Annotated in this window: 15 protein-coding genes; 6 read left to right on the top strand and 9 right to left on the bottom strand. The window is 71.5% G+C overall.

Annotation, left to right across the window (positions count from 1 at the left end):
• Positions 1-5: 5 nt before the first annotated feature.
• On the bottom strand, positions 6-1,505 hold the full coding sequence (gene lnt, locus AB0C30_RS32410; protein WP_357952187.1) for an apolipoprotein N-acyltransferase: 1,500 nt from the start codon (positions 1,503-1,505) through the stop codon (positions 6-8).
• 852 nt (positions 1,506-2,357) lie between these two features.
• Positions 2,358-4,589: an ATP-binding domain-containing protein gene (locus AB0C30_RS32405; protein ID WP_357951790.1), complete on the bottom strand. Its 2,232-nt coding sequence runs from the start codon at positions 4,587-4,589 to the stop codon at positions 2,358-2,360.
• Positions 4,590-4,883: 294 nt separating this feature from the next.
• Here AB0C30_RS32405 and AB0C30_RS32400 point away from each other — a divergent pair, with 294 nt between their 5' ends.
• Genes AB0C30_RS32400 through AB0C30_RS32375 form a run of 6 tightly spaced genes read left to right on the top strand, consistent with a single transcriptional unit; the run spans position 4,884 to position 11,647 of the window.
• Positions 4,884-6,089, top strand: a complete 1,206-nt coding sequence (locus tag AB0C30_RS32400) for an ROK family transcriptional regulator (protein ID WP_357951789.1) — start codon at positions 4,884-4,886, stop codon at positions 6,087-6,089.
• Between the two features lie 43 nt (positions 6,090-6,132).
• Positions 6,133-7,470, top strand: a complete 1,338-nt coding sequence (locus AB0C30_RS32395) for an ABC transporter substrate-binding protein (protein WP_357951787.1) — start codon at positions 6,133-6,135, stop codon at positions 7,468-7,470.
• A 1-nt stretch (position 7,471) separates the two neighbouring features.
• Positions 7,472-8,398, top strand: a complete 927-nt coding sequence (locus AB0C30_RS32390; RefSeq protein ID WP_357951785.1) for a sugar ABC transporter permease — start codon at positions 7,472-7,474, stop codon at positions 8,396-8,398.
• On the top strand, positions 8,395-9,285 hold the full coding sequence (locus AB0C30_RS32385) for a carbohydrate ABC transporter permease (protein ID WP_357951784.1): 891 nt from the start codon (positions 8,395-8,397) through the stop codon (positions 9,283-9,285). Before AB0C30_RS32390 ends, AB0C30_RS32385 begins: the two co-directional genes overlap by 4 nt.
• A complete protein-coding gene (locus AB0C30_RS32380; protein ID WP_357951782.1) occupies positions 9,282-10,553 on the top strand; it encodes a 6-phospho-beta-glucosidase in 1,272 nt (423 codons plus the stop codon). The genes AB0C30_RS32385 and AB0C30_RS32380 overlap by 4 nt, the downstream gene beginning before the upstream one ends.
• Complete coding sequence (locus AB0C30_RS32375) at positions 10,553-11,647, top strand: BadF/BadG/BcrA/BcrD ATPase family protein (RefSeq protein WP_357951780.1); 1,095 nt, start codon at positions 10,553-10,555, stop codon at positions 11,645-11,647. The genes AB0C30_RS32380 and AB0C30_RS32375 overlap by 1 nt, the downstream gene beginning before the upstream one ends.
• A 107-nt stretch (positions 11,648-11,754) precedes the next feature.
• Here AB0C30_RS32375 and AB0C30_RS32370 read toward each other — a convergent pair whose 3' ends face one another.
• The 7 genes from AB0C30_RS32370 to AB0C30_RS32340 all read right to left on the bottom strand — a co-directional run bounded on the left by AB0C30_RS32370 (position 11,755) and on the right by AB0C30_RS32340 (position 21,505).
• Positions 11,755-13,320 (bottom strand): glycerol-3-phosphate dehydrogenase/oxidase, encoded by a 1,566-nt coding sequence (locus AB0C30_RS32370; protein ID WP_357951778.1) that lies wholly within the window; start codon positions 13,318-13,320, stop codon positions 11,755-11,757.
• Positions 13,317-14,792 (bottom strand): glycerol kinase GlpK, encoded by a 1,476-nt coding sequence (gene glpK, locus AB0C30_RS32365; RefSeq protein ID WP_357951777.1) that lies wholly within the window; start codon positions 14,790-14,792, stop codon positions 13,317-13,319. Before glpK ends, AB0C30_RS32370 begins: the two co-directional genes overlap by 4 nt.
• An 81-nt stretch (positions 14,793-14,873) precedes the next feature.
• Complete coding sequence (locus AB0C30_RS32360) at positions 14,874-15,755, bottom strand: IclR family transcriptional regulator (protein ID WP_357951775.1); 882 nt, start codon at positions 15,753-15,755, stop codon at positions 14,874-14,876.
• A 144-nt stretch (positions 15,756-15,899) separates the two neighbouring features.
• Positions 15,900-16,388 (bottom strand): Lrp/AsnC family transcriptional regulator, encoded by a 489-nt coding sequence (locus tag AB0C30_RS32355; RefSeq protein WP_357951773.1) that lies wholly within the window; start codon positions 16,386-16,388, stop codon positions 15,900-15,902.
• A 23-nt stretch (positions 16,389-16,411) separates the two neighbouring features.
• Positions 16,412-17,005, bottom strand: a complete 594-nt coding sequence (locus AB0C30_RS32350; protein WP_357951771.1) for an ATP/GTP-binding protein — start codon at positions 17,003-17,005, stop codon at positions 16,412-16,414.
• A gap of 284 nt (positions 17,006-17,289) precedes the next feature.
• Entirely contained in the window at positions 17,290-18,126 is an 837-nt protein-coding gene (locus AB0C30_RS32345; RefSeq protein ID WP_357951769.1) for a terpene synthase family protein, read from the bottom strand.
• Between the two features lie 295 nt (positions 18,127-18,421).
• On the bottom strand, positions 18,422-21,505 hold the full coding sequence (locus AB0C30_RS32340) for a CHAT domain-containing protein (protein ID WP_357951767.1): 3,084 nt from the start codon (positions 21,503-21,505) through the stop codon (positions 18,422-18,424).
• Between the last annotated feature and the right edge of the window lie 2 nt (positions 21,506-21,507).

Genomic DNA, 21,507 nt, shown 5'->3' with positions numbered 1-21,507 from the left:
ATCAGTCATTCCTCACCGGTCGCCTTGCGCCTGACACGCCACGCGGCGACCCCGGCGGCCGCCACTCCCATCAACGCCAGCGCCCACTCTGGCAACGCGCCGATCTGGGTCGCGACCGTCGCCTGGGTGCGCACGGGCACCTTCACCACGTTCATGTCCGCCACGAGCTCGCGGGTCTGCCAGGAGACCTTACCGTCAGGTGTGACATACGCCGAGATGCCGGTGGTGGCCGCCGTCACGACCGCCCTGTTGTGCTCGACGGCCCGCAGCTTCGACATGGCCAGCTGCTGCGGCGGCAGGTTGGACTCGGCGTAGGTGGCGTTGTTGGTCTGCACCACCAGCGGCGTGGCCCCCGTCTTGACGGTCCCGCGCACGGTGCCGTCGTAGGCCACCTCGTAACAGTTGACCGCGCCGATCGTCACCGGCCCCATCTTCAGGTCGCCCGGCTTGGTGCCCGGGACCGACTGCCTGCCCACCAGACCGGCCCGCTCCCACAGGGCCAGCACGAGCTCCTTGAAGGGTGTGTACTCGCCGAACGGCACCAGTTGCTGCTTGTCGTAGTAGGCGCCGGGTCCGGTCACCGGGTCCCAGACCAGGCTGCGGGTCGCGCGGTTCTCCTCGCCGATCGCCACGACCGCGCCGACCAGCGTGGGCACCCCGACGTCCTTCACGGAGTCGTCGATGATCTGGCGGGCGGTCGCGTCGCGGTAGGGATCGATGTCGGTGGAGTTCTCGGGGAGGACCACGATGTCGGGCTTGGCGAGTTTCCCGTCTCGTACGGCCTGCGCCAGCTTTTTGGTCTCGTTGGCATGATTTTTCAGGACAACGGCGGGTTCGTCGCCCATGACGTACATACCGCGGCCCGGCACGTTGCCCTGCACGATGCCGATGTTGACCGTCCGCCCCTCATCGCCCGGCCTCGGCACGGCCAGGGTCAGCAGGGGCACGACCAGAGCGAGCGAGAGCGGGACGAGCCGCCCGGTGACACGCCGGGCGTCCGGAGGCCGCCGCAGCAGCGTGTAGGCGAGCAGGGCCCCGCACAGCGCGACGGCGAACGACACGAGCGGCGCCCCGCCCAGCGCGGCGTACTCGGTGAACAGCGACTCGCCCTGGCTGAACGCCAGCCGCGCCCAGGGGAAGCCGCCGATGGGGAACAGCCCGCGCGCCCACTCCATGGCCACCCAGAGCCCGCCGAACCACAGCGGCCACAACCGCAGGCGGAACACCAGCGCGGCCAGGGCGGCCATCACGGCGTAGAACAGGCTCTCGACGCCGACCAGCATCAGCCAGACGTCGTCGCCGATCGCGCGCACCCAGGCCAGGGTGGGGAACAGGAACACGGCGGCGGCCAGATAGCCGAGCCAGGCGGCGCGCCGGGGGCGCACGCGGTAGAGGGCGGCGACGATCAGCGCGACGCCGAGCGGCGCGGCCGGCCACCAGTCGATGGGCGGAAAGGCGAGGAACAGCAGTCCCCCACCGGCCACAGCGGCGGCCACCCGGGCCATGAGCACCCGCCCGGACTCCCGAACCCCACGCCCTACGGGAACGGACCCACCGGGGACGGAAGCGGACGTATCGGGGACGGAAGCGGACCCACCGGGGACGGAAGCGGACGTACCAGACGGAGACGCGGACCCGTCCGAGGCCGGCACGGGCGTGCCGGACGGAGACGCGGGCGGAACGGGCGGGCCGGATTCGGGCGTGGTCGAGTCAGGGGTGTGCGGGGTTCCGCCGCCAGTGGGCGGTGGGCCCGTCTTGTCCTGCACCACGCGGGATTCTCCTCGCCGTTCGCACGCCTGCTTGCGAAAACGCTACCGCCCCCGGGCAGCGATTCGGCCCTCGCGGCACCCGGTGATCCGCAAATAGGGGTCCCAGGCGCTGGACGACCCAGGATAGGGGTCGGTGAGAACGGCGAGGAGCGGCTGCGAAAGGAGCGGCGGCGAAAGGAGCGGCAGGGTGATCCCGTGACCTGACGGGACCACCCGGCGCTGATGGCGATCCTGCGCACGAGAGGGAAGAGGGCCCGGAAACCCTTCGGACCGGACCCGTCTCGTCGGCGGCGAGCGCGGAATTCCGTTGTCTACTGGGCTCCCGGGCCCGTCCCGGGTCCAACCCCCCGCCCGGTTGGGGTGCCCCGACTCGACGGACCGACGGCCCTGCACCTGGCTGTGTGGACGGAGTCACGCTCCGTCACGGACGCAGGATCCGACGATGTCAGAGACGGCCAACCGGCCAAGTCCCGTGCTGGACTGCGCAGCAAACTACCGACTCCACCTCAGATGTCAACCGTGTCCCGATCAGCAGAAACATCAAGTTTCCGCAGGTAGGACATGCTTGCGTTGTCGCATTAAAGCGATCTAATGCCCATTTGTCGGCCCGGACGCGCGGCTTGGCAAGCCGCCCAGCGCCCCCGAAAGGAGGGCTGACAGCGGCCGCTCGTGGACGACGCCGAGCCGCTGGGTGGCCCGGGTGAGAGCGACATATAGGTCACTCAGGCCGCGCGGCGACTGCGAGGCTATCAGGTCCGGCTCGGCCACGATGACCGAATCGAACTCCAGCCCCTTCGCATCGGTCACACCGAGCACGGCCACGGGGGCGTCGAGCGCCGCGGTGCCCCGGGTGGCGCGGGAGGAGACCACGGCGGCCCCCTCCACCGTGTCGGAGATCACCTTGCCGAGCTCGCCGAGCAGCGTGTCGGGGACCACCACGGCGACCTTGCCGCCCTCCCCGACCTCGGCCTTGACCAGCTCCGGCAACTGCGACAGCGGCGCCGACCAGGGCTCGGCGCCGCTGTCGCGGACCGAGGCGGGCGCCTCGAGCGCCGGGTCGATGGTGGCCAGCACGCGGGCGGCGACCTCCATGAGCTCCACCGGCGTGCGGTAGTTGACGGTGAGCCGCTCCTGGCGCCAGCGACCCGCCACGTAGGGATCGAGCACCTGGTTCCACGAGCGGGCCCCGGCCATCGAGCCGGTCTGCGCGATGTCGCCGACGATCGTCATCGACCGGGTGGGCACCCGCCGCATGATCACCCGCCAGGCCATGGCCGACAGCTCCTGCGCCTCGTCCACGATCACGTGACCGTAGGCCCAGGCGCGGTCGGCGGCGGCCCGCTCGGCGGTGGTGAGGTAGGGCCCCTCGCCACGCTGGCGTTCGGCCAGGCGCTCGGCCTCCATGACGTCGGACAGACCCGTCAGTTCGAGCACCTCGCGGGCGTATGCGAGCTCGGCCTCACGCTCGTGCTCGGCCGCCTGCCGGGCCGCGGCGAGCTCCTCCTCGGCCTGCAGGGCGCTGGCGCGCAGCACCTGCTCGTCGATCTCGCCGAGCAGTTCGGCCGCCTCGTCGAGCAGCGGTACGTCGGACTCGGTCCACTCCCCTCCCTCACGCCGCAGCAGCGCGCGCTCCTGCGGGGTCAGGGCCGCGGCCGCGTAGTCGAGCCGCTCCGGCGCGCCGTACAGGCCGAGGAGCAGGCGCTGCGGGGTCAGGTACGGCCAGAGCCTGTTCAGGGCGGTCTTGACCGGCTGTTCGGTGCGCAGCTCCTCACGCAGGTCGGCCAGCTCGTCGTCGTCGATGAGGCCCTTGCCGAGCTTCTTGGCCGCCTGCCTGGCCAGGGCGTTGAGCAGCGACCTGACGAACACCGCGCGCGCCTGGTTGTGCGCCCGGCGCGAGCGGGTGGCCTTGTTCTTGGCCGATTCGAGCATGTTGCGGTCGATGGTGAGGGTGTAGCGGCCCAGGTTCAGCTCGACGGGCTTGCGGGGCACCCGCTGCCGGTCGCGTACGGCCCGCTCGATCACCTCGGCCATGCGGAGGTCGCCCTTGATCGCGGCCACCTCCGGCCGGTCCCTGGCGGTGGCCGTCAGGCCGGGATAGAGCTCGCCGACCGTCGACAGCAGCACGTCGGTCTCGCCCAGCGAGGGCAGCACCTGCTCGATGTAGCGCAGGAAGGTGAGGTTGGGGCCGAGGATCAGCACCCCGCGACGCTCAAGGCGCTCCCTGTGGGTGTAGAGGAGGTACGCGGCGCGGTGCAGGGCCACGACGGTCTTACCGGTGCCAGGACCGCCCTGGACGACCAGCACGCCGTTGAGGTCGGCGCGGATGACGCGGTCCTGCTCGGCCTGGATGGTGGCGACGATGTCGCGCATCCGGCCGGTGCGCCGCTCGTCGAGGGCGGCCAGCAGCGCGGCCTCGCCGTTGAGCGTGGCGCGGTCCTCGTCGGTCAGCGTGTCGAAGTCGAGCAGGTCGTCGTCGACGCCGATGACCGCGCGGCCCTTCGTCTGCAGGTGCCGCCTCCTGGTGAGGCCCATGGGCGCGGCCGGGGTGGCGCGGTAGAACGGCTGGGCCACGGGCGCGCGCCAGTCGATGAGCAACCGCTCCTGCTCGTCGTCGGTGATGCCGAGCTTGCCGATGTAGAGCCTGCCCTCGTCGACGTGATCGAGCCGGCCGAACACCAGCCCGCGCTCCACCGCCCAGAGCCGGGCCAGCCGGGCGGCGTACATGCCGGCGAACGTGTCGCGCTCCGACCTGTTCTGCTGCGTACCGACGGCGCCGGCGCCGAGCACCTCCTTCAGCTGGCTCTGGGTGCGTTCACGCAACGCGTCGAGGCGGGCATAGAGGCGGGCGACATACTCCTGCTCCCTTGCGAGCTCTGTTTGACGAGTTGCCGCCTGACCATTATTGTTGTTAATGGGACACTCCGGGCCATTCTGCTTGTTGTTACAACAAACGACGACATTAGCATGCCTGTTGAGGCACTCCCATCTTCCCGCGCGACATCCCGGCCCGCATCCGGTCACGGCTTGGTTTCACCCCTTGACCGAAACCCTCCGGGCCTCTTAGGTTCGCATCAAGTTAGGAAAGTTTCCTAACTTCGGGTCAAGGGGTGAAAGTTGAGCGGTCCGGTACCAGGTACTCCCAGTCTGCTCCGCGCCATCAATGATCGCGCGGCGTTGCAGGCCCTCCTGGAGCGCGGCCCGTTGACCCGCCCCGAGATCGGCACCCTGACCGGCCTGTCGAAGCCGACGGCCTCGCAACTGCTGTCCCGTCTGCAGGAGGCGGGTCTGGTGGTGCTCGACGGCATCAGGGAGGGGCTGCCCGGCCGTACCGCGGAGGTCTACCGGATCAACCCGGCGGCGGCCTACGTGGGCGCGCTGGACGTCACCCCCGCCCGGATCGAGGCCAGGGTCGCCGACATCACCGGCACGACCGTGGGCTCGTACACGCTGCCCACCCCGCGCCGGCCGGGCGGCGAGCTGGTCGCCAGGCTGCGCGCGGCCCTCGACGGCGCGGGCTCCCCCGGCCCGCTGCGGCGGGTGGTGATCGGCGTGCAGGCGGCGATCGACCCGTCCACCGGCCGGCTCGGCTACGCCACCGCCAAGGACATGCCGGGCTGGCAGATCGGCGACCTGGTGCCGACGCTCGCCAAGGGACTCGGCGTGCCGGTGTCGGTGGAGAACAACGTCAACCTGGTCGCGCTGGCCGAGATGGCGCACGGGGCCGCGCGTGGCGACTCCGACTTCGTGCTGCTGTGGGCCGACGAGGGCATCGGCTCGGCCATCGTGCTGGGCGGGCGGATGCACCGGGGCGCCACCGGCGGCGCGGGCGAGGTCGGCTACATGCCGACCCCGGGCGCGCCGACGGCCCGCGAGGCGGGACGCTACGCCAACCACGGCTACCAGGCGCTCACCGGCGGCCCGGCCGTGCTGAAGCTGCTGCGCTCGTACGGCGTGCGCGGCACGGACTTCCGCCAGGCCATCGCGAACGCGGTGCGCGCGGCGGACGACCACCAGACGGGCCAGAAGGCCGACGACGCGAGGGCGGGGCTGCGCGACATCGCCGCGCGGCTGGCGGTGGGCCTGGCCGCCATCACCTCCGTCATCGATCCCGGGCTCATCGTGCTGACCGGCGGCGTGGTGCTGTCGGGCGGCGAACCCCTGCGCGAGCTGGTCGAGCACGAGCTGCACGCGCTGACCATCCCGCGGCCCCGGCTGCGCCTGTCGTCCGTCGAAGGCAACCCCGTCCTCGCCGGCGCGCTCGACCTCGCCCTCGACCTCGTCCGCGACGAGGTCTTCGGCTCTACGGTCCCAACCCCCTGAGCTCCACAACCCACATGAGTAACGTCATGAGGAGGCACCCCCCGTGCGCTTCGTCCCCTTGGCGGCCGCAGGGCTCGCCGTCCTGACTCTGGCCGCGTGTACCGCGGGCAAAGAGGGCGGTCCTGCTCTCGGCTCCCAGTCCAAGCCCAGCGGCACAGCGCCGACCGCGCTGCCGGCCGCCTCCATCGAGCTGTGGCACGGATTCTCGGCGGACTCGGAGGTGAAGGCGTTCACCGACGCCATCGCCGGGTTCAACAAGAAGTACCCGCAGATCAAGGTCAAGCTGGTCAAGGGCGTACAGGACGAGCAGATCACCCAGGCCGTACGCGGTGGCCGCCCGCCGGACGTGGCCTCGTCCTTCACCACCGACTCGGTGGCGACCTGGTGCAAGAGCGGCGTCTTCCAGGACCTCAACCCGGTGATCAAGCAGGACGGCGTCGACCTGTCGGGCCTGCCGCCCGTCGTGAACGACTACACCCAGTACGAGGGCAAGCGGTGCGTGATGCCGCTGCTGACCGACGCGTACGGCCTCTACTACAACAAGGCCCTGATGAAGGGCAAGCAGCCGCCCAAGACGCTGTCGGAGCTGACCAGGCTGGCCAAGGAGCTCACGGTCCGCAACCCCGACGGCACCATCAAGGTCGCCGGGTTCATCCCGAGCGGCCAGTACTACGAGAACACCGCGGGTCACTGGGGCGCGATGGTCGGCGCCAAGTGGACCAACCCCGACGGCACCTCGGCGATCGGCTCCGACCCCGCCTGGAAGACGCTGCTGAACTGGCAGAAGGAGCTCGTCGACTGGTACGGCTACGCCAACCTGGACAAGTTCCGCAAGAGCCTGGGCGACGAGTTCTCCGGCAAGCACCCCTTCTACCAGGGCAAGGTCGCCATGGGCATCGACGGCGAGTGGCGGGTGGCCATGATCGCCAACGAGGCGCCGAAGCTCGACTACGGCACCGCCCCCATGCCGGTCGACGACGCCAAGCCCGACCTGTACGGCAGCGGCTTCACCGCGGGCACCGTGATCGGCGTGCCGAAGGGCGCCAAGAACCCCGAGGCCGCCTGGGCTCTGGTGAAGTACCTGACCACCGACACCGGCGCGCTGGTCACGCTGGCCAACGCGATCCGCAACGTGCCGACCACCAAGGCCGCGCTGGAGTCGCCCGAGCTGAAGAAGGACGAGCACTTCCAGACCTTCCTCGACATCTTCGCCAACCCGAAGACGAGCACGATCCCGGCGCACGTCAACAGCGTGTTCAACCAGGAGGCGCTGCAGGGGTTCATCACCTCGTGGGAGAAGGGCTCGGTCAAGGACCTGGACGCGGGGCTGAAGGGCGTGGACAAGACCATCGACGCCAAGTTCAAGCTGTCGGGCGGCTGAGGTGGCGGGCGTACCGCTCAGGCGCCGGGAGGGGTTCCGTGCCCTGCTGTGGCTGTCGCCGTGGCTGGTGGGGTTCGGGGTGTTCTTCGCCTATCCGCTGCTGGCGACCGTCTACTTCTCCTTCTTCAACTACGACCTGTTCTCGCTGAAGTTCAACGGCCTGGCCAACTACCGCTACTTCCTGCAGGACGAGCGGGCCTGGATCTCGATCGGGAACACGGCCTGGCTGGTGGTCGTCATGGTGCCCGCCCAGGTGCTGTTCGCCCTGGGCGTGGCGCAGCTGGTGACGAAGCTGAAGGCGGGCGTGGGGTTCTTCCGCACGGTGTTCTATCTGCCGTCGCTGGTGCCGGTGACGGCGGGGACGGTGGCGTTCGTCTTCCTGCTGAACCCGGCCACCGGCCCGGTCAACCGGATCCTCGCGCTGGTGGGGATCTCCGGGCCCGACTGGTTCGGCGACAAGGACTGGTCGAAGCCGGGGCTGACGTTGCTGGCCATGTGGGGCGTCGGCAACGTCATGGTGATCTTCCTTGCGGCGCTGCTGGACGTGCCCAAGCACCTGTACGAGGCGGCGGCCATCGACGGGGCCGGGGCGTGGCGGCAGTTCCGCAGCATCACGCTGCCGACGATCCGTCCCGTGCTGATGTTCTCGGCGGTGACCGGGGTCATCTACACGCTGCAGTACTTCACCCAGGCGATGATCGCCTCCCGGGTCGCGGCCGGCGTGACCGACGCGCCGGGCACCTCGTTCGTGCCCGGCTATCCGGAGATGTCGACGCTGACGCTGCCGCAGTGGCTGTTCCAGACGGGTTTCCGCGACTACGCGATGGGCTACGCCTGTGTGCTGGCGCTGGTGCTGTTCGCGGCGTCGATGGTGTTCACGCTGATCCTGCTGCGCCAGTTCCGCGGGTTCGAGGAGGTGGCCGAATGACCGCCACGCTGGTGGCGCGCCCCACGCGGGCCGCCGGACGGCGCGCCCGGGAGCGGCGTGGCCGTACCAGGAGGGTGCTGTACTGGATCGCCACGCACGCGGCGGCCGTCGCGCTGGGGATCGCGTTCATCGGGCCGCTGGTCTTCGTCCTGCTGACCGCGGTGATGAGCGACAACCAGACGCTCACCGACGAACTATGGCCGCACAGCTGGAACTGGGGCAACTTCGGCGAGGTGTTCGCCAAGTCGCCGATCCTGCTGTGGCTGCGCAACACGATGATCTACGCGGTGACCGGCACGCTGTTCACGCTGGTGTCGTCGATCCCGGTGGCCTACGCGCTGGCCCGGTTCCGCTTTCCGGGGCGCAGGCTGGCGTTCCTGCTGGTCATCACCATGATGATGCTGCCGCCCCAGGTGGTCGCGGTGCCGATCTACCTGATCTGGGCGCGGCTGGACCTGACCGGGACGCTGCTGCCGCTGATCCTGCCGATGCTGCTCGGCGACGCGTTCTCGATCTTCCTGCTGCGGCAGTTCCTGCTGTCGATCCCGCGCGAGTACACCGACGCGGCGCGGGTGGACGGCTGCACCGACTTCAGGACGCTCATCCGGGTGATCCTGCCGATGGCCCGGCCGGGCATCGCGGCGGTGGCGCTGTTCCAGTTCTTCTACTGCTGGAACGATTACTACGGGCCGCTGCTGTACGCCTCCACCAACCTCGACAGCTGGACCCTGTCGGTGGGGCTGGCCTCGTTCAAGGCGCTGCACAGCGTGCAGTGGAACCTGACCATGGCGGCGACGCTGCTCGTCATGGCACCGGTGATCATCGTGTTCTTCTTCGCCCAGAAGGTCTTCATCGAGGGCGTGACATTGACGGGAGTGAAGGGTTGAAACTGGCCGTGGTGGGGGGCGGCTCGACGTACACGCCCGAGCTGATCGACGGGTTCGCGCGGCTCCGCGACGAACTGCCGGTCTCGGAAATCGCACTCATAGATCCCGATTTATCGCGACTTGAGGTGGTTTCTGGGATGGCGCGCCGCATGCTGGCACATGCCGGGCATCCGGCCCGGGTGCTGGCCACCTCATCCGTCGAGGAGGGCGTGTCGGGGGCCCAGGTCGTCCTGTTCCAGCTGCGTGTGGGCGGGCAGGCGGCGCGCGACGTGGACGAGACGCTGCCGCTGCGCTGCGGCTGCGTGGGGCAGGAGACGACCGGCGCGGGCGGGCTGGCCAAGGCGCTGCGCACGGTGCCGGTCGTGCTGGAGATCGCCGAGAAGGTGCGTACGCACGCGCCGCAGGCATGGATCGTCGACTTCACCAACCCCGTCGGCATCGTCACCCGCGCGCTCCTGGACGCCGGGCACCGGGCGATCGGGCTGTGCAACGTGGCGATCGGCTTCCAGCGCCACGTCGCCGGCCTGCTGGGCGTGCCGCCGTCGCGGATCTCGCTCGGCCACGTGGGGCTCAACCACCTGACCTGGGAACGGGCCGTGTACCTGGACGGCGAGGACGTGCTGCCATCGCTGCTCGCCGAGCACGCGGAGTCGCTGGCCGACGGCCTGGGGCGCCCCGAACTGCTCCGCCGGCTCGGTGTGGTGCCGTCGTACTATTTACGCTATTTCTACGATCATGACGCGGTCGTGGAGGAACAGCGGGCCAAGCCGTCGCGCGCGGCCGAGGTCGCGGCGATGGAGACGAAGCTGCTGGAGATGTACGCCGACCCGTCGGTCGTCGAGAAGCCGGCGCTGCTGGGCGAGCGCGGCGGCGCCTACTACTCCGAGGCGGCGGTCGCACTGATCGCCTCCCTGCTCGGCGACCGTCCCGGCACCCATGTGGTGAACGTCCGCAACCACGGCACCCTGCCCTTCCTGGCCGACGAGACGGTGATCGAGGTGCCCGCGCACGTCACCGCCGACGGGGCCGCGCCGCTGCCGGTGCCGCCGGTCGAGCCGCTGTTCGCGGGGCTGATCGCGCACGTGTCCGCCTACGAGACGCTCGCCCTCGAGGCGGCCCTGCATGGCGGCGCGGACCGGGTACGCGACGCCCTGCTGGCCCATCCCCTGATCGGGCAGGACGCGACCGCCGAGGAGCTGACCGGCCTGCTGCTGGAGGCCAACCACGCCTACCTGCCGTGGACGACTCGCTGTGGCCAGGTGAGGTAGTGGAGCACCGCAGGCTCGTCCTCGCGGTCGACGGCGGCAACAGCAAGACCGACGTGGCGCTGGTCACGGAGGACGGCGATGTGCTGGCCACCGGCCGCGCGGGGCCGTTCGCGCCGCAGAGCGACGGGGTTCCGGCGGCGCTGGACGCGGTGGAGGAGGCGGTACGGCAGGCGCTCGCGCAACTGCCGCCGGACGGCGCCCTCGGCCCGGACGGCTCGCCGGACCCCTCCGCCGCCCCCTCCCCGGACCGTTCCGCTGATCGCTCGCCGGACCCCTCCCCGGCCCACTCTCCCGACCGGCCTGTTGCCGTGGGCCGGTTCGATCATGTGGCGGCCTATCTGGCGGGGGCCGATCTGCCAGTCGAGGAGGAGGCCCTGGCCCGCGAGTTCGCCCACCGGGGCTTCGGCCCGGACATCTCCGTCCGCAACGACACCTTCGCCCTGCTCCGGGCGGGCGCCTCGAACTCCTGGGGCGTGGCCGTGGTGTGCGGTGCGGGCATCAACGCGGTCGGCGTCTCCCCCACCGGCGAGGTGGCCCGCTTCCCCGCCCTCGGGCGCCTCAGCGGTGACTGGGGCGGCGGCCAGGGCGTCGCTGAGGAGGCGCTGTGGCACGCCGCCCGCGCCGAGGACGGTCGCGGTCCGGCGACCGCGCTGGCGGAGCTGTGCACGCGGCACTTCGGCGTACGCACGGTCGAGGAGCTGATCCTGGAGCTCCATTTCGGCCGCCTGGACGAAGGCCGCCTGCACGAGCTCACGCCGGGCGTCTTCGCCACGGCCGCGGCGGGCGACCCGATCGCCAGATCGCTGGTGGAACGCCAGGCGGAGGAGATCACCGTGCTGGCCGAGGTCTGCCTGCGCCGCCTGGACCTGCTGGAGACGCCCACGGAGGTGGTGCTGGGCGGCGGCATCCTCCGGGCCCGCGACCCGCTCCTCACGGCCCTCCTGGACGCCTCCTTCGCCGCCAGGGCGCCGCGGGCCAAGCTGGTGGTCGCCGACGTCCCGCCGATCGTCGGGGCCGCTCTCAACGGCCTGGAGCACCTGGGCGCGACGGACCTGGCCAAGACCCGCCTGCGCGCCCGCTACGAACAGACCTGACGGGCCCGCGAACCCGCCGCGCCTTGGCAGTGGCGCTTTGGGAGCGGGCCTGGACAGCGACCGGCCCTGGCGGTGAGGGCCCTCGCGGTGACGGGCCCTCGCGGTGGTCAGGACGCGGGAACCGGGCCGCCCGTGAGGAGTGTCTCGACGCGGGTGCGGACCTCCGGGGTGTCGAGGCCGCGGACCGTGAGGGTGGTGCGGCGCCGTACGACGTCGTCGACCGTCGCCGCCCACTCGTGGTCGCGCGCGTAGACCGCCTGCGCCCAGATGTCCGGCCCGTCCGGATGGATCCGCTCGCCCAGCGCGGGCGTGTCGCGGATGAGCCTGGCCAGGTCGAAGGCGATCGAGCCGTAGTGCGAGGCGAGGTGGCGGGCCACCAGCGGGTCCATCCGGGTGCCCGGCTCGCGGTCGGTCCACAGGCGCATCGCGACCGCGTCCGGGCTGGCCAGGCCGGGCAGCGGCATGGCGGGCAGGATGGCCGCGAGGTCGTCGCCGAGCGGGTGGCCCGGCAGGTGGGCGAGCATGTCGAGGACGAGCTTGCCGATGTGCCGATACGTGGTCCACTTGCCGCCCGCCACCGACAGCATGCCGCCCTTGCCCCGGCTGAGCACCGTCTCCCGCTTGGCCGACGACACGCCGCCGGGGCCGCCCGGCAGCACGCGCAGCCCGGCGAAGGCGTAGGTGATGTCCTCGCGCCGCAGTTGCGACTCGCGTACGGCGTGCCCGGCCTCGTCGAGGATCTGGGCCACGTCGGCGTCGGTGGCGCGCACGTCGGCGGGCTCGCCCTCGTAGGCCTCGTCGGTGGTGCCGAGCAGCAGGTGGTCCTCCCACGGGATGGCGAAGGACACACGGTATTTGTCGATCGGGGTGGTCAGGGCCGCCTTCCACGGCTCGTGGCGGCGCATGACCAGGTGGGCGCCCTTCGACAGGCGGATGCTCGGCGCGGCCCCGGGGTCCTCCATCCGACGAAGGTGGTCCACCCACGGGCCGGTGGCGTTCAGTACGAGGCCGGCCCCGATGCCGAACTCCGTACCGTCGAGCCGGTCGCGCAGCTCCGCCCCCGAGACCGTGCCGCCGCTCTCGCGCAGGCCGACGACCTCGGCGTGGTTGAGCACGACCGCGCCCGCGTCGACGGCGGCGCGCACGGTCATCACCGCGACCCGGCTGTCGTTCATCTGGTGGTCGCCGTAGACGGCGGCGGCGCGCAGCCCCTCGGAGCGGAGCGCGGGCACCCTGGCCAGCGCCTGGTGCGGGGTGATGACCCGGCCGAGCCCGTCGCCGAACACCGACAGCGCCGAGTAGAGGAACACCCCCGCGCCCAGCTTGGCGGCGCCGTGCGGGCCGCCCCGGTAGACCGGCACCACGAAGGAGAGCGGCTTGACCAGGTGGGGGGCGATGTCGCCGGCCAGCGCCCGGCGTTCGCGGTGGTTCTCGGCGACCAGCTTGACGTTGCCCGTCTGCAGGTAGCGCAGGCCGCCGTGGACGAGCTTGGAGGAGGCGCTGGAGGTGGCCCCGGCGAAGTCGCCGCCGTCGACCATGGCGACCCGCAGGCCCGCCTGGGCGGCCATCCAGGTGACGGAGGTCCCGAGGATCCCGCCGCCGATGACCAGCAGGTCGTAGGTGCCCCTGGACAGCTCCTCGCGGGTCTCGGCGCGGGAGGCGGTCGTGGTCATGGCGTGCTCCAGTCGAGGCTTCGGTCGATGGCCTTGCGCCAGTTGCGGTATTCGCGGTCGCGGACGTCCTGGCCGATCTTCGGCCGCCACTCGGCCGCCTTGTGCCAGTTGGCCCGCAGGCTGTCGGTATCGGGCCAGTAGCCGGTGGCCAGCCCGGCCGCGTACGCGGCGCCCAGGCAGGTGGTCTCCGACACCATCGGGCGTACGACGGGCACCGCGAGCACGTCGGCCAGGATCTGCATGAGCAGGTTGTTGGCGGTCATGCCGCCGTCTGCGCGCAGTGAGGTGAGCGCGAGCCCGGCGTCGGCGTTCATCGCGTCGACCACCTCGCGCGTCTGCCAGGCGGTCGCCTCCAGCACGGCCCGCGCGATGTGCCCCTTGGTGACGAACCCGGTCAGCCCGGCGATGACCCCGCGCGCGTCGGAGCGCCAGTGCGGGGCGAACAGGCCGGAGAACGCCGGGACGAAGTAGCAGCCGCCGTTGTCCTCGACGGTGCCCGCCAGGGTCTCGATCTCGGCGGCGCTGGAGATCAGGCCGAGGTTGTCGCGCAGCCACTGCACGAGCGAGCCGGTGACGGCGATCGAGCCCTCCAGCGCGTACGTGGCGGGGGCGTCGCCGATCTGATAACCGACGGTGGTGAGCAGCCCGTGCTTGGAGGCGACGGGCTCGGTGCCGGTGTTCATCAGCAGGAAGCTGCCGGAGCCGTAGGTGCTCTTGGTCTCGCCCGGCCCGAAGCACGTCTGGCCGAACAGCGCCGCCTGCTGGTCCCCCAGCGCCGCCGCCACCGGCACGCCGTCGCCGGTGGTGCCGTAGACCTCGGCGGAGGGGCGGATCTCCGGCAGCATCGCGCGTGGCACGCCGAGCGCGGCGAGCAGTTCGTCGTCCCAGCTCAGGGTGCGGAGGTTCATCAGCATCGTACGGCTGGCGTTGGTGACGTCGGTGACGTGGCGACCGGTCAGCCGCCAGATCAGCCAGCTGTCGACGGTGCCGAACAGCACGTCGCCGCGCTCGGCCCGCTCCCGCAGCCCAGGGGTCTCGTCGAGCAGCCACCGGATCTTCGGCCCGGCGAAGTAGGTGGCCAGCGGCAGCCCGGCCCTCTCACGGAAGAGCTGCTCGTGCTCGGACAGGGACCGGACCAGGGCGTCGGTACGGGTGTCCTGCCAGACGATCGCGTTGGCCACGGGCCGCCCGGTGTCGCGGTCCCACAGGACGGTGGTCTCGCGCTGGTTGGTGATGCCGAGAGCGACGAGCTGGCCGAAGTCGATGCCGCTGCCGGTGACGGCCTCGGCCACCACGCCCTGGACGGCCTCCCAGATCTCGGCGGCGTCGTGCTCGACCCAGCCGGGCCGGGGGAAGATCTGCCGGTGCTCCCGCTGCGCCACCGAGACGATCCGGCCGTCCTGGTCGAACACCATGCACCTGCTCGACGTGGTGCCCTGGTCGATGGCGGCGACGTAATGCGGTCCAGGCACGGCTTCCTCACTTCGATGTGTTCGGCATTACCGAACGGTTGCCCAAATCCTAGCTGCGGTCGGGCCGGGCGTGTCAACACGTCACCGGCTCAGGTCGCGGGTGATGGCGCGGGCGGCGTCGCGGACGTAGGAGACGATCGTGATGCTCGGCTCGCCGCCCTCGGCCAGCCGCTCGACCGCGCCTCTGACGCCGATGGCGCCGACGGTGACGCCGCGCGCGTCCCGGATGGGAGCGGCTATGGAGACCTCGCCCTCGACCAGCTCCTCCACGTCGCAGGCCCATCCCCGGCCGCGCACCAGCTCCAGCTCCTTGGCCAGGTCGTCGGCGCGGGTGAGGGTCCTGGGCGTGAAGGCGGCCAACCCCTCGGCGGCGAGCTCGCCGCCTGCCGCCGCACTGGGCGCTGTGGCGGACGGCATGCCGGGTGTTGCGCTGGGCGCTGTGGCGGACGCCGTACTGGGTGATGCCGTGGGTTCCGGGGCGGACGGCGCGTGGAATGCCGCGCCCACGTCGCCGTACGGGTCGTACGCCAGGAGGACCTTGCCCAGCGCGGTCGCGTGCGCGGGCAGCAGGGTGCCGACCTGCAGGACCTGCATGCTGTCGTCGGGCCTGAACACATGGTGGACCACCAGGACGCCGCCCTCGTGCGCGGTGCCGATCCACACGCTCTCCCTGCTGCGCCCGGCCAGCGCGTCGGCCCAGTTGAGCGAGCGGGTGCGCAGCACGTTGACGTCGAGGTAGCTGCTGCCCAGGTGCAGCAGCGTGCCGCCGAGCCGGTAACGGCCCGTGGCTTCGTCCTGCTCGACGAAGCCGACATGGACGAGCGTGCGCAGGATGCCGTGCAGGGTGCCCTTGGGCAGGCCCATCGCGCGGGCCAGCTCGGCCACGCCCAGCTCGCGCGGGCCGGAGGCGAGCAGCCTCAGTATGCCGGCGGCCCGTTCGACGGACTGGATGGTCTCTCCCACGCCCCACACCGTAGCGCAGTTCGGCAATGCCGAACAGATCCCGCTAGCTGCAGCGGGGGCCCGTCGTCGAACGAGGCGAGGCCATCCGGGTCTGGCGGCCCATCGTCGGACAGCGCGAGCCCGCCCAGGACCGGCAGCCCGTCGTCAGGCAGGGGAAGCCGGAGCGGGCGCCGGACCGTCGGCGCCGTCGCCCGCCACCTCGGGCGGCCGGTGCTCGTAGGGGGTGCTCAGCACGACGGTGGTGCGTGTGGAGACGTTCGCCGACGCGCGGATGTGCTGCAGCAGCTCCTCCAGTGCCAGCGGCGTGGCGACGCGCACCTTGAGGATGTAGCTCTCGTCGCCCGCCACGCTGTGGCATGCCTCGATCTCGGCCAGGTGGGCCAGCCGCTCGGGCGCGTCATCGGGGGCGGCAGGGTCGATCGGCTTGATGGACACGAACGCCGTCATCGGCAGCCCGATCGCGTCATAGTCGATGATCGCGGCATAGCCGCGCACGACTCCGCGTTTCTCCAGCCGGCGCACCCGCTGGTGCACCGCCGAGACCGAGAGCCCGGTCTCCCTGGCCAGATCGGTGAAGCTCATCCGGCCGTCCCTGGCGAGCAGCGTGACGATCTGGCGGTCGATCTCCTCCATCGGTCAAAGGTAGCCGGTGATGGTCACGACATGGTCCCGACCGGGGTGGCTCCCTGGCGCATGGCGTGCTCGACCAGCGTGATGAGCACTTCCCGGCCGGAGTCCTTCTTGCGGGCGTCGCAGCGCACGATCGGGATCTCCGGTTCGAGGCCGAGCGCCGACCGTACCTCGCCGACCGTGAAGGGGCGCGCGCCGTCGAAGCAGTTGAGCGCCACCACGAACGGCTGCCCGCGCCGCTCGAAGTAGTCGATGGCCGGGAAGGAGTCGGCCAGCCGCCGTGTGTCGGCCAGCACCACCGCCCCGAGGGCGCCCATCGCCAGCTCGTCCCAGACGAACCAGAAGCGTTCCTGGCCGGGCGTGCCGAACAGGTACAGCATGTAGTCGTCGCGGATCGTGATCCGGCCGAAGTCCATCGCCACGGTGGTGGTCGGCTTGGCCTCGACGCCCGACAGGTCGTCGATGTCCACGCCGATATGCGTGAGCGCTTCTTCCGTGCGCAGGGGACGGGTCTCGGAGACCGCGCCCACCATGGTGGTCTTGCCCACGCCGAACCCGCCCGCGATCAGAATCTTGATCGCGGTCGGCAACCGCCATCGATCAGAGCGACCGAAGTCCATCCAGCACCGCCTGTACATCCCTCCGCGGCCGTGCCGCGCATGCACAAATCCGCCCCGAGGAGCCGTGGTCAGTGGAACCTGTCAAGGCGCAGAGAAAAGGTCGAGCCACGTGCCTGGCATCGAGACACCCTAGCAACGCCACATATTCCACTCAAGCCACAATCATCCTCGGGAATCAATATGTCACGGTTTGTCGTATCTAGACCAGTTATTCGCATCCCGTTCATCCAAGGGTAAAGGCCCCTGTCATGGGAGGTTGCGAGACCGTAACGGCTTCAGAGGGCCTAGCCGGAAATACCGTACAAACCGGCGTTGAACCCGATCTGTCGCCGCAGGTAGGCGGCCGTGCGCGGACTGCGTTCGCGTACCGGCTTGAGCAGTTCCAGCGCCTCGCGCGCCAGCTTCCCCATCGCGTTCGTGACCTCGGTGTGGCTGACGCCGAGCATCAGCACGTTCAGGCCGCCCCAGCTGACGTCCCTGCGGTAGGAGGCGAGGTCGCCCAGCAGGTGCAGATAGCGCTGCACGTGCGCGCTGACGGCCCGCAGCTCCTCCAGATGGCGCCTGTCCCACTCGTCGCCCGCGTAGATCCAGTGCGACAGATCCACGAAGCAGGACCCCCGGCTGTCGGCGTTGTCCAGGTAACGGGCCAAGGTGGGGACGGCCCGGGTGTCACGCCACACCCACGCCCTGGCCATCGCGTCGAACATGCCGGCCAGCTGGTCGCGCCAGAGCGGGTGGAGGTCCTCGAAGTCCTTGACCGTCGCCAGCTCGTCGCGCAGGTCGGCCAGGAAGCGGGTGACCGCGGCCCGCGGCGCCGCGCCGTCGGCCACGTCCAGACAGTCGCGAATCAGCGCCTCCACCTGAGAACGCGTCGTCGTCGTGTGGTCCACCAGGCGGTCGACGGCCGACACCCAGAGCGACGTCCGGTTGACGATCTTGAGCGCTTCGGACGTGGCCCAGGGGGCGCTGAAGGCGCCGGTCAGCGCCAGCGCGGTGTAGAAGTCGGAGTCGAAGACCGCCCGTGGGAACAGCCCGCCGTACATCTGGGCGCAACGACGTAGATCCCGGCCGCACTCCGCGGCGAGCGCGCACGCCGAGCCCAGCTCGTACGCTTCTTTCAACTCGTCGTCCGGCATCCTAGAGCCGCTCGATCGGCATGCGGATCATGGGCGACGACCCCCCAAACCGGCATTTCTGCCGCTACTGGCGAATTTTCACATGATCATCCACATTTGATCAAGGTAAGGACACGGCCGCAGCACCCCCACAGTCACGCCGCACTGTCACCCCCACGTCATCCACCGTGTTCAGCATCCACCGTTCGGGCCGCTCTGTCAGCCATCCTTTCCGCCACTTGTGGGCCTGCTCCTCAGCCTCCTCAACCCGCCCCCTCAGTCCGCGCCTCAACCCGCCCCCTCAACCCGCCCCGATCGCGATGAACGAGACGTCGTCGCCGCGGGCCTCACTGAGTGCCTCCGCCAGGCCGAGCCCGCGCCGTAGCCCGTCGTGCAGAGCCACCATGACGGGCACGGCGGCCGCGTCGTTCACCGGGACGACACTCGCGACGATGCCGGCCGTACCGAGGTGGAGCAGCGCGGTGGCCGGCCCGAGCACCTCGTCGGCCCCGACCGCGGCCACCTGCCCGGAGTCGCAGCTCGACAGCACGAGCCGGTAGGGGGCGCGGCGGAGCCGTTCGAGGTCGTACACGGTGAGGGGGCCGTCGTCCAGCAGCAGCGAGGAGAAGGAGGGGCTGTCGGCCCGGAACGTCCCGTGCGCCGCCAGATGCGCGAGATGACACCCGTCGATGGCCCCCAGCACCCCCTGAGCCGTCGCCGAACCATCGGCCAGCACAGTGACCGGCCCGGCGGACCCAGTGGAGGACCCAATGGAGGACGCAGTGACAGACCTGGTGGCGGGGCCGGTGGTCGGTCCGGTGGCGGATCCGGTGGCCGGACCAGCGGCGGACCCGCTGGCAGGGCCTGTGGCAGGTCCGATGGCGAGGCCTGGGGCCGGACCAGCGGCTGGCCCTGCGGCTTCGGCGTACAGCGCGGCGATGGAGCGTACCTCGCCGTCGGCGTTCGCCACGCCGGGGCCGCGTACGAGCACCACGCCCCCGTCAGCGGGCGGGACGACCGACCTGGCGCGCAACCAGGCCGCCGCCGACGGCGCCACGCTGAAGGCCCGGCGCCGGAGCGCGGGCAGCAACCCCCACGGCGCCCCGTGCAACGTCGCGGGCGGCACCACGATTAGCGTCTCACAGGCTCGCGACCCGGCAGGGGCCGACCCACCGCCGGACCGCCCAAGGTCTGACGACCCGTCATCCGACCGCCCCAGGACTGACCGTCCGTCGCTCAGGCGGCCCGCTACAGGGCCCAGGAGGGCGCGTTCCAGTCGGGCTCCGAGGCGGGCGAGTTCGCTTGGGTCGGTGCGGCTCTGGTAGGCGAGCCGCCGCAGTCTCGAGCGGGCGAACTCGATCTCCGTGACGGCCGACGCGGCCGATCCCACCGTGAACCGGCGTACCCGCCCATCGCCGCACAGCAGCGCATGCAACACACCGTCGACGATCACGAGCTCGACCAACCGGCCGCCACCGATCGCCGCCAGGAGCTCTCCACCGCCGACAGCCGTCAGGAGCCGCCCGCCGCCGGGGGCCGACCCGTCGCCGCGATCATCCTCGCGACCGTCATCGCGACCGTCGACGCCGCGCACGCGCAGAGTCGCGGCGCGTACCCGTGCCTCCAGCCGGTCCCGGTCGCGTTCCAGCGTGGCCGCCGACGAGGCGCCCTCGGACCGTGCCCGGCCGAGCAGATGGTCGGTCTCGCGCAGCGCGGCGAGCTGGGCGAGCAGCCAGTGGTCGTCCGGCGGCCGTACGGGGGGCACGGCCAGCGAGGTCGCCCGCCATCGTTCGGTCCAGTCGAGCAACCTCCGGGGCCGCCCCGCGCGCAGCCAGTGCCGCTGGGCGAGCGTGACCAGCTCGGCCCCGTGGGCGGTCGCCAGGGCCCGCAGCTCCGGCGAACCGAACGCGAGGCGGTGTTCCTCGATCAGCGCCAGCCCGGCCCGGCAGGCATGCAGCAACCGCCGGGGCCGGTCGGCCGCCTCCGCACGCAGCGCCTCGGCCAGCCAGCCGCCCGCCCTGGCCGTCGCGGAGCCGCGGTGGCGGGCCCGCGCCGCCTGCGCCAGGTGCTGATCGGCCGCCCGCCGTCTGCCGAGCGCCAGCGCCGCACGGCCCGCGAGCAGGTGCGCCTGCCACACCTCAGGCGACCCGAGCTCCGCCAGCTTGACGGCCAGCCGCCGCGCCTCCGCCAACCGCCTCCGCTCCGCCATCCGCCTGGCCTCCGCCAGCGGCCTGGCGGGCGCCGCACCCCCGACCGCCTGCCCGACCACAGACTCGGAAGACACCGCACTTCCGGCCTCCCGCCCGACCACAGGACCGGAAGACACCGCCCGCCCAACCACAGGACCAGAAGGCATCACGCCCCCGGCCAAGGCCGTGTCTTCCGCGAGGGCCGCCTGGACCAGGATGAGCCGGGCATGCGCTGCCCACCAGGCGCGCCGCTGCCCCGCGAACAGGGTGCGTGCCTCCCCCGCCCGCGCGCGGGCCGTACCCGGATCGCCGGATAGCAGCGCCGCCCTGGCGGCGAGGAGCAGCAGTTCGGCCCGCATGGTCGCCTGCCCGCGCAGCCGGGCCAGGTGCCGCAGGGCCCCGTCGGCCTGCGCCAGGGCGTCGCGCGCGAGCCCGGCCGCCAGCAGCACCGCGCACCGGTCGGCGGCCAGGTCGAACATGGGTGTGCCGAGCGCCTGGAAGCCACGGTCGGCCTCGTCGAGGAGGTCCAGCGCGAGCGGCAGGTCACCCGCGCGGAAGGCGACGACGCCGCGGTTCTGGACGGCGACGACCGAGTCGTGTTCCTGGCTGGTGGTGGCGAACATCCGCTGCGCGACCCGGAAGTCCTCCTCCGCCAGGGTGACCGAGCCGCGCGCGAGCCGGACGTGCCCGCGCAGGGTCAGCGCACGGGCCGCCCACACGGTGTCGCCCGCGCCGAGCAGCGCCGGAGCGGCGATCTCGAGGTCGTCGAGCGCCTCGCCGTGCCGGCCGAGGATCCAGCGGGCGCCGGCCCGCCGGAACAGTACCCGCGCCCGGGTGGTGCCTAAAGAGAGGGCGGCGGCCGTGTCGAGGGCGGACAGGCCGGGCCTGGTGCGGCCGTGCTGGAGGAGCGCGATGCCGAGCGTGGCCAGCACGTCGGCCTCGCGGTCGGCCGAGCCGGAGCGCCGTGCCAGCCGTACCGCCTGCCGCAGCTCGCGGATCGCCGCGTCGAGGTCGCCGAACTCGCGGCGCAGGATGCCGATCGCCTGACGCGCTATCGAGCTCTCGTACGGCCCGCGGCCGTGGGCGAGCATGGCGGTGGCGGCCGTCATGGCCTGTCGCGGACGCGCGAACACCATGGCCAGCACATCGTGCGGATCATCCGGAATCCGGGAATCCCTCGCCGTTTCCCCAGACACGG

It is taken from the genome of Nonomuraea sp. NPDC048901, from assembly GCF_040649695.1.
GTDB lineage: Bacteria > Actinomycetota > Actinomycetes > Streptosporangiales > Streptosporangiaceae > Nonomuraea.
The sequence above is the reverse complement of the archived record's forward strand: the minus strand, read 5'-3'. Positions and strand labels throughout refer to the sequence as shown.

What these genes read in the sequence shown, in the direction of transcription:
- lnt (WP_357952187.1), bottom strand. Translation starts at nt 1,505, where the DNA reads ATGGCCCGGGTGGCCGCCGCTGTGGCCGGTGGGGGACTGCTGTTCCTC.
- AB0C30_RS32385 (WP_357951784.1), top strand. Translation starts at nt 8,395, where the DNA reads ATGACCGCCACGCTGGTGGCGCGCCCCACGCGGGCCGCCGGACGGCGC.
- AB0C30_RS32370 (WP_357951778.1), bottom strand. Translation starts at nt 13,320, where the DNA reads ATGACCACGACCGCCTCCCGCGCCGAGACCCGCGAGGAGCTGTCCAGG.
- AB0C30_RS32355 (WP_357951773.1), bottom strand. Translation starts at nt 16,388, where the DNA reads ATGGAGGAGATCGACCGCCAGATCGTCACGCTGCTCGCCAGGGACGGC.
- AB0C30_RS32350 (WP_357951771.1), bottom strand. Translation starts at nt 17,005, where the DNA reads ATGGACTTCGGTCGCTCTGATCGATGGCGGTTGCCGACCGCGATCAAG.